Source organism: Paenibacillus sp. FSL P4-0176, from assembly GCF_037975265.1.
GTDB classification, from domain to species: Bacteria; Bacillota; Bacilli; order Paenibacillales; family Paenibacillaceae; genus Paenibacillus; species Paenibacillus amylolyticus.
This window is the reverse complement of sequence record NZ_CP150242.1, coordinates 954,063-969,031: the sequence shown is the minus strand read 5'-3', so window position 1 is coordinate 969,031 and position 14,969 is coordinate 954,063. Positions and strand designations below refer to the sequence as shown.

The 14,969-nt window shown below is 44.8% G+C and carries 11 protein-coding genes; 3 read left to right on the top strand and 8 right to left on the bottom strand.

Annotation, left to right across the window (positions count from 1 at the left end; genetic code table 11):
* Positions 1–87 precede the first annotated feature (87 nt).
* Positions 88–507, bottom strand: coding sequence for an ester cyclase (locus MKY95_RS04420; RefSeq protein ID WP_339197093.1), 420 nt, complete (start codon positions 505–507; stop codon positions 88–90).
* A gap of 305 nt (positions 508–812) precedes the next feature.
* On the opposite strand from MKY95_RS04420, the gene MKY95_RS04415 reads away from it, so the two are divergent.
* Positions 813–3,335, top strand: coding sequence for a transglutaminase domain-containing protein (locus tag MKY95_RS04415; RefSeq protein WP_339197091.1), 2,523 nt, complete (start codon positions 813–815; stop codon positions 3,333–3,335).
* 70 nt (positions 3,336–3,405) lie between these two features.
* On the opposite strand, the gene MKY95_RS04410 is transcribed toward MKY95_RS04415, so the two are convergent.
* Both MKY95_RS04410 and MKY95_RS04405 read right to left on the bottom strand, forming a co-directional pair.
* Positions 3,406–4,401, bottom strand: coding sequence for a hypothetical protein (locus MKY95_RS04410; RefSeq protein WP_339197088.1), 996 nt, complete (start codon positions 4,399–4,401; stop codon positions 3,406–3,408).
* 257 nt (positions 4,402–4,658) lie between these two features.
* The gene (locus MKY95_RS04405; RefSeq protein WP_339197086.1) at positions 4,659–5,561 is read right to left on the bottom strand and encodes an SDR family oxidoreductase; all 903 of its coding nucleotides are present in this window, start codon (positions 5,559–5,561) and stop codon (positions 4,659–4,661) included.
* Positions 5,562–5,894: 333 nt separating this feature from the next.
* On the opposite strand from MKY95_RS04405, the gene MKY95_RS04400 reads away from it, so the two are divergent.
* A complete protein-coding gene (locus tag MKY95_RS04400) occupies positions 5,895–6,878 on the top strand; it encodes a MerR family transcriptional regulator (RefSeq protein WP_339197083.1) in 984 nt (327 codons plus the stop codon).
* 26 nt (positions 6,879–6,904) lie between these two features.
* Here MKY95_RS04400 and MKY95_RS04395 read toward each other — a convergent pair whose 3' ends face one another.
* The 5 genes from MKY95_RS04395 to MKY95_RS04375 all read right to left on the bottom strand — a co-directional run bounded on the left by MKY95_RS04395 (position 6,905) and on the right by MKY95_RS04375 (position 14,379).
* The gene (locus tag MKY95_RS04395; protein ID WP_339197081.1) at positions 6,905–8,434 is read right to left on the bottom strand and encodes an acetylhydrolase; all 1,530 of its coding nucleotides are present in this window, start codon (positions 8,432–8,434) and stop codon (positions 6,905–6,907) included.
* A 181-nt stretch (positions 8,435–8,615) separates the two neighbouring features.
* A complete protein-coding gene (locus tag MKY95_RS04390; protein WP_036668316.1) occupies positions 8,616–9,995 on the bottom strand; it encodes an amino acid permease in 1,380 nt (459 codons plus the stop codon).
* A 332-nt stretch (positions 9,996–10,327) separates the two neighbouring features.
* Positions 10,328–11,680 (bottom strand): HAMP domain-containing sensor histidine kinase, encoded by a 1,353-nt coding sequence (locus MKY95_RS04385; RefSeq protein WP_339197077.1) that lies wholly within the window; start codon positions 11,678–11,680, stop codon positions 10,328–10,330.
* Positions 11,677–12,351 (bottom strand): response regulator transcription factor, encoded by a 675-nt coding sequence (locus MKY95_RS04380; protein ID WP_339197073.1) that lies wholly within the window; start codon positions 12,349–12,351, stop codon positions 11,677–11,679. The genes MKY95_RS04385 and MKY95_RS04380 overlap by 4 nt, the downstream gene beginning before the upstream one ends.
* A 54-nt stretch (positions 12,352–12,405) precedes the next feature.
* A complete protein-coding gene (locus tag MKY95_RS04375; RefSeq protein WP_339197070.1) occupies positions 12,406–14,379 on the bottom strand; it encodes a serine hydrolase domain-containing protein in 1,974 nt (657 codons plus the stop codon).
* 168 nt (positions 14,380–14,547) lie between these two features.
* On the opposite strand from MKY95_RS04375, the gene MKY95_RS04370 reads away from it, so the two are divergent.
* The gene (locus MKY95_RS04370) at positions 14,548–14,913 is read left to right on the top strand and encodes a DUF6713 family protein (RefSeq protein ID WP_017690584.1); all 366 of its coding nucleotides are present in this window, start codon (positions 14,548–14,550) and stop codon (positions 14,911–14,913) included.
* Positions 14,914–14,969: the final 56 nt, after the last annotated feature.

Below are 14,969 nucleotides of genomic sequence, written 5' to 3'. Positions count from 1 at the left end.
ACGTTTTAGGTAACTTGTATACAACTTTGTCCATTATAACACGGGAACGCTTACAAAGAACTGAAAACTAAAAAAGAGCTGAGAAACTCAGCTCCGATTACGTTCCAATTGTTTCTCGATGCCCAACCTGTCGATCTGTATCCAATACTCTGCAATTCGTTCGTTCTCCACTCGGTATACCGCACTGGCAATTTCAATCACCGGGAGGTTGGTTGGGCTGTATCCGTTCACTTCGCCGATATGGGTACCCGCTTGTCTCCAGCGCACATAAACTTTATCACCTTGGGCCAGTAACTCCTGAATTTCGAGTAAAAACTCCCCGTATGCTTCAATCATCTCTCGCACATGATCCACATAATCGGAAGGGGTTCGGGTGACCGTGACCTCTTCTTCAGATATCACTTGATGAGCCAGCACTTGTTCCGCCATCACTCTGCTTGCATAATCGGGATTCCGCCCTGATCGGACCTCTTCAAAAAAGGTTCTGACAATCTGTTCTGCTGTCATACGCCAATCCAGCCTCCTCAATTATTCAACTGTTATATATATAAATATGTAGTAACTCTTGTATTTTAACATGGTCCCCCCGCTATGAAATTACAACTGTTCTATTGATCTACAGGACTTAAAACCTACCCTCTCACCTTGACAATGCGTCAATATGACCATAAACTAGCAAAGGATATTAGGAAATTAATAGGAGGTTTGGCCGTTAAGAGGTTCGAGTATGGGTTTTAACCAATTTTGATAATCTTTCGGTGTGTAGAAACGTAGCATTAGAGCAACTCAGAAAAACAAGAAAGCGGTGTATCATGAAACGTCTATTTTTCATTATGTTTGCACTCACCCTGTTACTGGCTGGATGCCAGAGTACTGAACAGGAGAGTAGTCCGTCCGAAAATAACCCTACAGAAGTAGTAGAAGGTTCTACCATTTTAAGTTTGAAGCAGAAATACGGCTCTGAATCGGAACAAGCGATCATGCCGATGTACAACGTAGCTCAGGATGAAGAATTTATGTTCAAGTTTAAAGCCGATTTACGTAAAAGTAACCTGCGAGCTAGTGACATTATTAGTGTACATACCGATATTAAAGCACTCAAAGCAAGCGATGTATATGCCATTCCAGAGACAAACGACAATAGTGTTTCCATTAAGCCTCTTGGATGGGGCGTTTTAAGTTCAGATTCCATGATGAACAAGGATCAAAGTTCTTGGGGCGGTGCCCCCATTTATTACATTCGTCTGAATTATGATCCAGATGCGGAAAATCTAACACTACTCGATCAGCCCATCATTATTCCGTTTACAGTGAAATCGGAGTTACCCGTACCTAACCTAAGATACGAAATTGACAAAGATAGACGGTTCAAGTTGGTCTGGGACAAGGTTGAAGGTGCCACCGAATATAAAATTTATAAACGTTCTGACCTAACCAACTTCGATACAAATGTACCTCTAACTGGCGCAGAGGACGCGTTCAGTAATAGTCTGCCTTTAGATATTGCGGTAACGACAGAGACGTCTTTCAATGATTTTTTGAGAGACGGAAAAGGCGGGCTCGGCACTTATAATGAAATGATAACTACCACTCAGAACCATGGTATACGAGGAGAATATTACGTCACTGCAATCGGTGGAGGCAAAGAATCCAATTTTAGCAGAGGTGTCCCTACAGCTCCGCTTGCTTCCCAGTTGCCAACATCTCTGAAAGAACAATTGTATAGGGAGAAATTAAAGAATATAGATGTACTTCCTCAGAAAGCAACAGTTGAGTACAATGACGGCTCTCTAGCTCGTGAAACCATTGTCTATGATACCAAAAGCGTAGAGATTTCAGAGTTCAATGAAACGAATATTCCTTTTCATATTAAAGGAACAGCTTTGAAAAGTTACGTACGCGTAGAGAATGTAACTCAAGCAGATTTGGACAAACTTTCTCAGCAAACCGTAGCCGATTCCAGCAACGGACTGGTGGAACCGAAGAATGACACACCTTACGTTCCTGCACCTGACGTGCCAACAATCATCAACAATCATGATGCACCTGAGTCTGCAACAGAAACAGAAGAAGCACCGGCTTCGGAAACTCCAACTACAGAGTCCACAACCGATACTGAGACTTCAGAAGATGCAACTGATCCTCTATCTACTGAGGCTTCCGATGATACTTCTGATAATTCTTCAGATATGGCTTCTGAAGAAGCTTCCAATGAAACACCTGCTCCAGCTCCAGAAGCTGTAGAAGACAACCTGGTAGATGAGCAGAAATCGAATACGCAGCAAAATGTAGAACAAGGTAATCAGGAAACCGTGCCTCAGCCTGCTACAGGCGATGCAATGATCAATGCAGATTCCGCATTGGAAGAAGTTTTAGCCAAAAATATGATTGCTACACAAGATAAAATTTCGTTAAAAGCTTTTCCCGAAGCTCAAAATTTCACGGCACTCTCAGATGTTGTTCTGAAAGTGATGTACCAGAATCCATTGATTCTTGGTGTGGAAGGTTTCGAATACAACTATGGTACGCTTACCCTTTCGATTCATTACAATGAATCGGCTAGTGGTATCCAGAAGAAGCAAGATGAGATTATTGCCAAAGCGAACGAAGTCGTGGCTTCTATTATCAAAGACGGCATGAACGAAGACGAGAAACGAAAAGCCATCTACGATTATCTGAACGATAACGCGAAGTATGACGATGCAGCGCTGGAGAATGCGGAGCAGAACAACTTCAAAAATGTCGATCCACAGTTTAATGACTCGTTTACCACATACGGTATTCTGGTCAGAGGAGTTGGGGTATGTGCCAGCTATGCTTCCGTTTACAAATTGCTCTCCGATCTCTCGGGATTGGAAAGTATCGTTGTAACGGGCGCTTCCAGCGGCGTTCCACATGCATGGAACAAGGTCAAAATCGGGAACGAATGGTTCCATGTCGATGCCACCAACAACCTGACGAACTCCGGCATCCCGTACTTCCTGTACAATGCCAACGATGAGACTGCTGCCAGTCAGAAAACAATAGCGGATCAAGATTACTGGCTTGATTCCGAGCTCGCGATGTTTAATGGCGAGAGCGATGCCAATGATTATTATGTACAGAATGATCTCGAAGTCGCGTCCATTAATGAGTACAAAACCAAGGCTGAGAGTGAACTCAAAAAAGGAGAGAGCAGAGTCATTCTCCGTTTCGCCTCACCTGTTGATTCTGATGAGCTGATGACAGCTGCCGGTGAAGCCCTCGCTGCAGTGGATGAAGCGCTTCTGAATACAGCACAATTAGCCACGCTAGGCAGTTATGCCATTCTGGACCCGAAACCAGAGCAGAAGTAACTTAGTTACACAGGAATCCCCTTTGCTTTCTAACAAGCAAAGGGGATTTTTTGTCTATTATTAGATGACTTCAAGCCATTGATTTAACCTGTTGCAATCTGGTAATAAAAGAAGAAATAAATGCTTTCTCTTTCATGAGATTCTCTTGTAATCTCTCACTTATTTTACTGAGTGTACTTGCATCACGCGTTATATTGTATTTCAGAACTATATTTCTCAATTTAAAGTAGTCCTGTTTCAGAATAGTGCTTAATTCCATAAAGGTTGAATCTCGTTCAATGATTAATTTCTCCATTAAATAAGATAAACGTAACTCCATTAGTAGCTTATGTTCATACAAAAGATGAAAGACTCGTGAATCCAATGCTTCTCCAACTAGGGCTGCCTGCTCAATGTCGGTAAAGATGCGTTGAATGGCTTGCATTCCAAAATCGTATTTCTGATCTCTCACTAAGTCATATGTCTCGCTTGAGTTAAGATAGTTTTCCATCGCCGTTATAATCTGCTCCACATGAATTGCATAATTGATATTCTGGATAGGCTTGAGAAATCTCACTTCTGTCCAAAAACTGTACTCATTAGACATGGTCCAGTAGCCTTTCTCAAGTTCATCCAGACTACATACGCTTTGTATGAATTTACCATCATCAAGATTATCAGCAATGTATATCAAATTTTGATCCAGGTCATACCCATACACTAATAATTCATGCATGAGATGTTCTTTTTGATAATAGTCTGTACACGCAATATAGTATCTATCTGCATAAATATATAGATAATATCCCATATCTATCGCTTCCGTAATCACTTGCTTAAGTGATGTTCCCCATTTGCTAATCACAATTTCTTGTGGCAGGTTGTAAAAGGAAATTCCCGGACAGGTACTTAGCAGAAACTGATGAGAATCAAACGAAAAAATTCCCCATCCATGTGCATACCTGATTTGTATAAAGTTATTGAAAATCCATGGCCATAAATCTTCGTGCATAACGGATGTTAATGTCCCATATGATGTGTACGTGCTTATGACAGGGTCACCTAGTTTAAGTACATTCTTGGCCATTACAGAATTCCTCCTTCGATTCCTAGGCATAGTGTATTAATCTGAACAGATTCATTGTATAAGCAACGCACTCTCAGAGCTGGGAGCGAAGATCATGTTCTTGAATATATTACCATGTACCTTTTCCGTTTTATATAAGAACGCTTTCATATATGAAAATATTTTATTTCTCTCATCTTAATGACAAAAAAAGAGGATACCGCCCCCAATATGGAGACCGTATCCTCTGATACCCTGATCGGATTACCTGAAACTATTTACGGACTAACCGTACCGCCATTTGCATTCAGTGTCTCACCGCTCACATAGCTGGATTCCTGGCTTGCCAGGAACACAAATGCCGGAGCCATCTCAGCAGGTTGTCCTGCCCGACCAAGCGGTGTATCGGAGCCAAAATCGGCCAGCTTATCGACTGGTTGTCCACCCACGACCTGGAGCGGTGTCCATACCGGTCCTGGTGCAACAACGTTGACACGTATCCCTTTGCTACCCACCTGTTGGGCTAGCGCTTTGCTGAACGTGTTAATGGATGCCTTCGTTGTTGCATAATCCAGCAGGATTGGCGAAGGTTTATACGCCTGAATCGATGATGTGTTGATAATGGAGCTGCCCGGCTTCATGTGTTTCACAGCTGCTTTGCAGAGCCAGAACATGGAATAGACATTTGTTTTGAACGTTGCATCGAATTGCTCGGTAGTCAGATCCGCAATCTGCTCAACAAACTGCTGTTTACCTGCCACGTTAGCGAGGATATCAATCCCGCCAAGCTCTTTTACCGCAGATTCAATGAGTTCTTCACAGTATTTCTCATCCTTCAGGTCACCTGGCATCGTGATCGCTTTACGCCCAGCTTCCTCAATCAGCTTCACAACTTCCTGCGCATCTGCTTCCTCTTCCGGCAGATAGGCCAGAACAACATCGGCACCTTCACGGGCAAACGCAATCGCTGCCGCCCGGCCGATTCCGCTGTCGGCTCCGGTCACAACTGCTTTGCGTCCCGTTAAACGTCCGCTGCCTTTATAACTTTTCTCACCCGCATCGGGAACAGGTGTCATCTCACGCTGGAGCCCCGGCTCGTCCTGCTGCTGTTTCCACTCTGGTGTAGCCTTCGGATATTGTGTCGTTGGATCTTGCATGGTGTGCTGGTCTTGATTAGCCATGTTCAATTCCTCCTCGGTGATTTACATTGATCACTACGATCACAGAATAACCTTCCGATCGCTGTTATCCCCAGATTTTTTTCTCTCCCTTATTTAAGGGGAAAATCCGGTGATAAAGGCGAACACTCCGTTTCTTCAGGTTATTTCTGTGCTCTTCGTTATCATGTAAATGTTAAATTTATTATCAGAAGTTGTTTTCATAAATGTTGCACTCTTTCCTTTGTAACCGAGATGGGTGGAATTTAAACTAAGCCCGCCCGAATTCACTGACGATCGTCACATATCGAATCTCCCCTAACTGGAGATTGTATAATAGAACATGAGGTGATCTCGTTGAACCCAAATAAAGAACCCTATTCCATCGGTGAAGCAGCCAAACTGATCGGCTCCACGGTGAAAACGATCCGTTATTACGATGAGATTGAACTGTTACAACCCTCCAGTCATACGGAAGGTGGGCATCGGCTCTATACAACGCAAGACCTGTGGCAACTCGAACTCATTACAACGCTTCGTTATCTGAATTTCAGCATACCGGATATTCGAAAGCTCATGTCGGGTGAACTGGCGGTAGCACAGGCACTGGATCTGCAGATTGAAGCGTTGGAAACCCAGATCGGCACGATGAATTCCATGCTCTCCATTTTGCAGCAAGCGAAGCAGCATGAAGAAGACACTTCACTGCATTCGGAACAGTCTCTTACCTACATCTCCAGTCTGGTTGAATCCCTAACGGCCCATGCGAGCAGTCGGAAACAATTCGTTGCTGCCAAGGTGGATGAATCCCATCTGCTGGACAGCATTCCGCAGGATTGGAGAGTGTCGTTTCTGCACTTTTTCGATAAATACATGATGAAAGATACCAAACTGACGGCTCAGCAAACACTGGCCTGGAAGGAAATTCAGGAACTGATCAATGATCCGGCCTATTGGGCTGATCTAGCTCGGCTGGAGGTTCCATTCTTCATTATGGTGAATCAACCACAAGTCGAAGCGGACGTCTGGGTGAAAAAAATGGAGGCTATTCGCATTCGCACTACCGAAGCGCTGGACAAGCGTTGGGCAATCGATAGCCCTGCTGTGCAAAGCATGGTGTGGGACTTTGTGTTGATGTATGCAAGTGTCGAGCATGCCGAAACACCTGAAGTATTTTTTAGTAAACAGGCCCGATATATGCTGGACTCTGTGACCGATCGCATTCTGCGTTTTAACAAGCTGTGCAAGGTGATGAATCCCGAATGGAGCCAGATTGTAGATGGCATTAACCTGCTGCAGGAGGGCATGCGGTTACGTTTAAAACAAATGGAAGAAGACTGAACTTCAGTCTCCTTCCATTTTTATGTTCAGCCTTTTTTCAACGAGTAGGACTCATGTTCTCCCACTTCCTTGTCCATATGGAGCAGTTGCCCTTTCAAGTAGTGGTTGAAGAAATCAATCGTCGTATCGTTGACCAACTGTTGCGTCCCCCGCGCATCTACACCCTGTGTCCATTCGAGCAGTGGAGAGATCAGGTAGAGGTCGGAGAAACTCAGATGTTTGGTGTTGGTCAGCTCCATCCAGAAGTTCCCTCCTGCGGTTACCGGCTCATAGCGCTCGTATACTTCCTCGTAATATTTCTCGGCTTCCGGACGGGTCGTGCCCATCGCAGCAATCTCTTCGTCACTCATCACACTTGTACCTGCAACGGTTGAGTCTGCACTCATCATCAGGAACGGCTTGCCCACGCCTTCCACAGGGATACGTTTCTCACCAAACAATACACCGTCCATATTCATGCCTGCTTTCACACGTGGATCATCCATTAACATCTGTACTGTCGTTGCTCCGCCAAATGAATGTCCAAACATGCCAATGTTGTCCAGATCCATATGTCCGGTAAACCGCCCACTCGGGTCCCCCTCAGCCAACTTCTCTACCTCATCCAGTACAAACTGTGCATCCTTCACCCATGTCTCATTCAACTTGTCCATGTAACTGAATTGCAGCTGCTCAAAGCCTTCTTTTCCTTCGGATTCAAACTGCGCCACACGTCCATCCGGGAATACGGACACCAGACTGCTATACGTGTGATTAATGCCTACAACAATGTAACCTTGACTGACCAGCTGCTCAACCTGGAACGTATTCTGATTTTCATAGCCATGCAGACCATGAGAGAAAAGAACAACCGGATACTTGGCTTCGGCATCAGACAACTGAGCTTCCTGTATCGCATGTGTTTTGACCTGACTCAGACTGGAAAATAAAAGCTTTGGCAGTTTCAGTACTTCATTGAAGGCTGTCCCGTAGATCTCCGGCTTATTAACATAAGGAGCTGTTGCGCCCTGTACATCTGGATTCGTTGGGTACCAGATCTGTACCATCAGCTCCCTTTGATCACCCACAGAACTCGTCAGCAACTCCTCACGGCTGTTATCTGTCCAGTCGTAGGATACTGTTCCGATTCCATAAGGACCTGCTGGCTTGGCAAACGAAAACACCGGGAACAGCAGCGGCAAGCCAATGCTCACAATAGCGTATACCAACACCAGAAGAGACGTTGCGATGATTCGAACACGTCCGAATTTCCTCGTCACAGTCGATGTGGAAGCAGATGACCCGGAACCTTTGCTGTTCAGCGAGGTTACACCTGACTGTTGCTGGCGTCTTGCCTTTGTAAATAACACGACCAGTGGAACCAACGTGAGCAGATACGCCGGAATCATCGGCCAACGAAGTCCTTCGACCACACCATGGATGATTAACAGCACACCTGATATGACGAATCCACCCCATACCATTTTCCGAAAATGTTGACTCTGTCTCCCGATCCCGATTACCCCCACCAATATAAGCAGGTTGAAAATAAGATAAATCCATTCTATTGTCCTCATATGCTTAAAGCCTCCCTTTCTACCTCCAATCTTAAAACCTCCAGTTACAGGAGATTCAAGCATGATTTTTCCGAATAAAAAATGCACTCCCTGAATGACGCTGAATCACCCGCAGGTTCTCCATTGTATTCAAGGAATGCACGTATGAAATTACGATATAAGTTGATTTTTGAATATTAGACTAGCGATCTTCGCCGCCATCTATCTGTTGTCTTTTGCCAATGCCAAATGCGAAATATCCTGCCACCACGATTGCCATAAACGTAGCTCCAACAACCAGAGGCAAGCGCGTATCCGGGTTAAACGCCATACCGATAATGACGAGGATCAAATACACAATAATAATGTAATTGCTGATCGGGAACCATTTGGACTTGAAGTTATGATCCGCCATCTCGTTGTCCCAACGCTTTCTGAATCGGAACTGGCTGAACGCCAGCGCGAACCATGGAACCATACCCGGAAGAACACTTGCACTGTAGATGTACAGGAACAGCTTGGAGTCCGGCATCAGGTAGTTCAGCACAACCCCAATCAGCAACAAGGAGATTGTAATGACGATACTGTTGCGGGGAACCCCACCTTTGGACAGCTTTTTGAAAAAGGCAGGTGCCTGCCCGTTCTCAGCCAGTGTGTATAACATCCGTCCTGCACTGTAGATCCCGCTGTTACATCCCGACATGGCCGCCGTGAGCACCACAAAGTTAATGATCCCCGCTGCAGCAACAATACCAACTTTGGCAAAGGTGAGCACAAACGGGCTGCCCGTCTCGCCTACTTCGTTCCAAGGGTACAAGGTTACGATAACGAATATAGCTCCGACGTAGAAAATAAGAATACGCCACACGATATTTTTGATCGCTTTACGCAAGGTGTATTTCGGATTTTCCGCTTCGCCTGCTGTAATGCCGACCATCTCCACCCCTTGATACGCAGCCGTTACGATACACAGCGCAAAGAGGAAACCTTTGATCCCTCCAGGGAAGAATCCGCCATGGCTAAATAGATTTGACAGCCCGATTGGCTGTCCTCCGTTCCCCCAGCCGAAGAAGATCAGACCTGTTCCGATCACGATCATCGCAACAATTGCCGTCACTTTGATCATCGCAAACCAGAATTCAAATTCCCCATAGAACTTCACAGCCGCCAGATTTGCCGCCGCAATGATGAGCACCCCAGCAAGTGCCGGCAGCCACTGTGGAATATCCGGGAACCAATACCCGACATAGATACCAATCGCCGTAACTTCCGCCATACCAACCGTAACCCATAGGAACCAGTAGCTCCAGGCGGTCAGGAATCCGGCAAGCGGACTAATATATTTGTGAGCAAATGTAGCAAACGAACCGGTTACCGGCTCCTGAATCAACATTTCACCCATAATGCGCATGACAAAAAAGATAACGATACCAGCCAATAAATAAGCCAGCAGCACGGATGGACCTGCCCATTTGATCGTACTTGCCGATCCCATGAACAAACCAACGCCGATTGTACCTCCGAGTGCAATCAGCTCTACATGGCGGGGTTTTAGCCCTCTAGATAGTTGCTTTGATTCCAAACGATTCTCCCCTTTTCTTGTGTACAGCTTCCTGATGTAATCTTTAATTTTCACATTCACATTAACGCAATGCAGAATTACTCCACCAAATTGTACGAGATGTGTCGCAGAAATACAACAAGGAATGTGAGGAAGATCAGCTAAACAGGACTTTTACATGAAAAAGGTGCCTCTCCTCATGCCCTCACCTGACATGATTAGGATAACCCCTGATGATTTATTGCAAACAGAATAATCCTGATTTTTATCGCCACTGGAATAGGGATCTGAAAACCCATAAAAAAAGAGCTGCCAGAAAAATATCTTTGGCAGCTCTACAATCATTTTTGTAATCATCCGGAAGGTAAATGAACGATCACCGTTGTCCCCATGCCCACCTGACTTTTCATTTCGACAGTTCCGTGATGAAGCATCACGATTTTTTTGACAATGGCGAGACCCAGACCGTTACCACTGATGCTACGATCGCGTGACAGGTCTGTTTTATAAAACCGCTCGAAAACATAATCCAGTTGCTCTGGCGCTATTCCAATGCCCGAATCGGTTATCGTGAAAATGATTCCATCTACCGACTGGCTCGTGCGTATTTCGATATGCCCACCCACGGGAGTAAACTTAATGCTGTTGCCTAGTAAATTCATCCACACTTGGTTAAGCTGATCCTGATCTGCCCTGATTTTGATACCGTCCGCCAATTCTAAGTGAATTCGAATGCCTTTGGCTGACCATTGAGGCTCGCAAGTCACCACCACTTGCCTGATTTGTTCATCAAGATTATAGGTAGTTGTCTCGAACGGATGATGATCGGAATCCAGAGACGCAAGCTCCAGCAGATTATCACTTAGTCTGGATAGTCGTCCACTCTCTGTAATAATGATATCGAGGTAATAGTTACGATCGGCCTCAGCGACCAGGCTGCTGTTTTTCAACGCCATGGCAAAACCGGAAATAGAGGTCAGCGGCGTTTGAATCTCGTGAGATACATTGGAAACAAAATCCTGTCTCATCTGTTCCAGCTGTTTAAGCTCACTCGCCATTTCATTAAAACTCTGCGTCAATGCTCCCATTTCGTCCACGCGCTTTGTTTGGATTTCCACATTAAAATCACCCTTCGCCAGTCGTTTGGTTGCCCGCGTCAACACCTGGATCGGCTTTACCAAATACCTTGCAGCAATAAGGATACAAAAACTTCCGATCAACAGTGCAAGCAATAACACCAGCAAAATCATCCGATTAATGATATTTTCATTCTGCGGAGAATACTGCATAAACATGGCTTGTCGTTCCCCTTTGTATGGAAAAGGAAGACCGATGAACGTCTGCTCCACTTCTCCAGGAGAACGATAGACCTGACCTTGCAACACCATTTGAACCACTTCTGGTGCGATTTCAACGGTCTCTGTATGGTCTAGGTCATAATAGGTTACGTTACCCGAAACGTCATATAGATGAATGGGATAGGTGGACACTTTCACCATACTTTTGATGAAAGCATCCCTGTCCTCAGGTTGCGTTTGCTCATATAGACGGATCAGTTCCTCCCCTACAGAAATCATGTCATTCTGACCGATATGATTTACTTCTTTTTTGAAAAGGAAGATCCCGATGAAGAAAGAGGTCAGCAAGCTGAAAACAATGACGACCAGAAACGTGCAAATAATACGAACATATAAGGTTTTGATCATGTGATGACTAACCGGTAGCCCAGACTGCGAGCCGTTTCAATCTGAAAATGGTGTGCATCACCAGCGAATTTTTCACGTAGTCGCTTGATATGAACATCAACCGTCCGGTCATCTCCTTCATAGTCACTTCCCCAGATCTTAATGATTAATTGTTCCCGGGTAAAAATCTGCCCAGGCTGGTTTGCCAGCATGAACAGCAACTCGAACTCTTTTAGAGGCAAATTGATTGTTTCCTCTCCACGAATCACTTGAAAGCTGCGTCGATTCAGCATAATGCCCCCCAATTGAATCGTCTGGGAAGAGACAATCAAGTAACGTTTCAGCAATGCTTTTACTCGCATCACAAGTTCTAGTGGATCAAAGGGTTTTGTCAAATAATCATCTGTTCCCAACTGAAATCCCTTTACTTTCTGAGCCGATTCCCCTTTTACCGTGACCATTAGCAATGGCATATTCAGATCCATACGCCGGATCTCCCTGCACAATTCCCAACCATCCAATCGCGGCATCATAATATCAAGGATAACCAGATCGATTGGGGATCTCCCCACGATCTCCAGTGCTTCCGCACCGTCCTTAGCTACCACAATCTCGAATCCTTCATTACGTAAAAACAAGGTGATCAGCTCACGAATATGCACATCGTCATCCACAACTAGGATTTTGGTCATATGAAATGTATGCCTCCGATATCTATCTTTTTTCTTCCACTTGGGAGGAGGGCTTCAACCAAAATGCCAGCCCAGCAGGTTCCAATGATAGAAAAATAAACTCAAGATCACTGCTGCTACCATTACAAACGTATAGTGCACACGCTTCAATAACGTCCAATATTGGTTTTTCCATGCCAGAACGCCCATGAGGAATATTGCCGCAGTCAACCCTACAAGGATAACCGGCATAAACAGATAGAGACGTAAAGAAAGTGGAATATGGCTAAGCCGATCAATCAGATTCATGTTCAACACCAGAAGTGTTGCGCCCAAGGTTAATAGTCCCCATATAGACGTAATAGCTGACAACCGGACTGCCCATTTCTGTGCTTTTGGCATCACTCTGATTTCGCGTCTGCGATAAACAAATCCATGCAATACAGTGATGAACATAACAACCGAAATGCCGAGTAAGAGGAGCCAGAACTTCGATTGGTTCATTAACGGTGCAGGTTCTAGCGGCATTGGGTTTAATATATCCAGAAACAGATACGTGACCTTGCCCTCTGCATCGGTGCGGAACCCCATCTGATGTGTCCCTCCGATCTCCTGGAATAAATTCACGCCAATCGGAGTATATACTTGCTGATCTGCACCACTTCCAATAAACAGTCGGTTATCCGAAACCTCAATATTGATTTGAGTCAGAAAACTGAAAAACTTATCGATTTTTGTGTGATTACGACGGGTAAATTGATAGGAGCCTGCATATTTTTCCAGAGACTCCCCTAATTCAATAGAAGTTTCATTAGGCTGCTCAGTTGCATGTACAGGATAGTATCGGTCAAAAAAGGCTTGCGCCAACCCTTCTGCTGCCGTTCCGCCTTCCCCTCCACTATAGGAAACAAAGATGCCCACTTTTTTGTCCGGTACAAGATAAAGCGCTGTATTAAACAGCTCATCGGCCCCTCCATGAGAGATCACACGCAACCCATTCATATTCAACTCGTAAAAGCCCAGATCCATAGCGGGTAAACGTTCATCAAACTGGAATGCCGGAGAATGCATGAGCTTGGCTGTTTCCGGCTTGAGCATTTGTTTATCTTCATATCGCCCGTCTTGAAGATGGGCAATCATGAAATGAGCCATATCGTTTGCCGACACGCTCCCTGATCCCGCAGGACGGAATCCTCCCTCATACGTTGGCCGTTTGGTTACAAACTCGCCGTTAGCTCGGGCGTATCCAAGGGCGGTATAAGGTTCCAGAGACGCTGGAACAGGCTCCTCTACCGTAGCATAGTTCATGCCCAGCGGATCAAATATATTTTTCTGTATATAGTCATTGTAGGCAACACCGCTGACTTCTTCGACAATAAGTCCCGCGAGTGAAGCACCATAATTGGAATACGACAGCATCTCGCCTGGTGGCTTAACCCTTGCAGGCATATGTTTTGCCATCGTTTCAGCAATAGAGACGGGAAGTTTCCCCGGATCGGTAGTGATCTGGTAACCTACACCGCCCTCCTCGAATCCTGCGGTATGGGTCATGAGATGGCGCAACGTAATCGGTTCCTCATAGGTTCTCGGTATTTTCACCGTTTTCAGATAAGTGTTGACGTCTGTATCAAGATCAAGCTTGCCCGCCTCAACCAATTGCATCACGGCGGTCCATGTGAACAGCTTTGTTGTTGAAGCAATTCGAAATAAGCTGGTTTGGGGATCAACGGGTTTATTTTCTTCGATGTTCGAATGTCCGTACCCTTTGGAGAGCAGGATCTTCCCATCCTTCACAATCGAAATGACTGCGCCTGGAATCTGTAAAGATCGCATTTGCACATCCATCATCCCATCCATGAATGCCGTTAACTGATCTGAATCATCCAGATTCGCTACGACTCCTTGCTCCAATTTGCCCGAATTTAATCCCGGATTGGATACTGCTGCCGATAGTGGCATGGTCCCTAATCCAGTTGCCCCTAATATCATGCCTAACAATAACACCAGTAAAATCATTTTCCCAAAAATCTTTCTTATCAACGATGACATGACTTGCCCCCACCACTCCGCATATTTTTTAATACCTGTTCCTTACGCTTTCTTTCGAGAGCATATCAAGCACGTATGAACGGAGCGTGAACCTTTTTTTCATATTTTGCCAAATCAAATTACCTTTAGTAAGATAGGAACAGATTGAATAGGAAAAGGAGACTTTGCATGCCTGACTTTTTACTGGTTTTATTTTTGTTTAACCTGTCTCTCTTTCTGCTTCACGAAATGGATGCCATCAGGCGTTCCGAGTGGAAATTGTTTATGGTGTTAAAAGATATGGAAGATGATAAAGCCTATAGGTATTTCACTTGGATTCACCTGCCAATGTATACCATCATCCTCTCTCTTCTTTTTAGCTCATATCAGACCATTACATTTTGGGTGCTGGATATCTTTTTCATCATACATACCGTATTACACTTCTTTTTCGAAAAACATCCTCGAAATGAATTTAAAAACGGGTTCTCCAGATCATTGATCTACCCTATGGGAATAATCGCTTTAATTCATTTGATATTCCTAATCATCTAATCTGATTCACTATTTACATCTGTAATTTATTGGTATATAGTATAGTCGTTAGGAAT

Bases quoted from the DNA above. Each gene is read 5' to 3' on its own strand.
- MKY95_RS04420 (WP_339197093.1), bottom strand. From the start codon at position 507: ATGACAGCAGAACAGATTGTCAGAACCTTTTTTGAAGAGGTCCGATCA.
- MKY95_RS04415 (WP_339197091.1), top strand. From the start codon at position 813: ATGAAACGTCTATTTTTCATTATGTTTGCACTCACCCTGTTACTGGCT.
- MKY95_RS04410 (WP_339197088.1), bottom strand. From the start codon at position 4,401: ATGGCCAAGAATGTACTTAAACTAGGTGACCCTGTCATAAGCACGTAC.
- MKY95_RS04405 (WP_339197086.1), bottom strand. From the start codon at position 5,561: ATGGCTAATCAAGACCAGCACACCATGCAAGATCCAACGACACAATAT.
- MKY95_RS04395 (WP_339197081.1), bottom strand. From the start codon at position 8,434: ATGAGGACAATAGAATGGATTTATCTTATTTTCAACCTGCTTATATTG.
- MKY95_RS04385 (WP_339197077.1), bottom strand. From the start codon at position 11,680: ATGATCAAAACCTTATATGTTCGTATTATTTGCACGTTTCTGGTCGTC.
- MKY95_RS04380 (WP_339197073.1), bottom strand. From the start codon at position 12,351: ATGACCAAAATCCTAGTTGTGGATGACGATGTGCATATTCGTGAGCTG.
- MKY95_RS04375 (WP_339197070.1), bottom strand. From the start codon at position 14,379: ATGTCATCGTTGATAAGAAAGATTTTTGGGAAAATGATTTTACTGGTG.
- MKY95_RS04370 (WP_017690584.1), top strand. From the start codon at position 14,548: ATGCCTGACTTTTTACTGGTTTTATTTTTGTTTAACCTGTCTCTCTTT.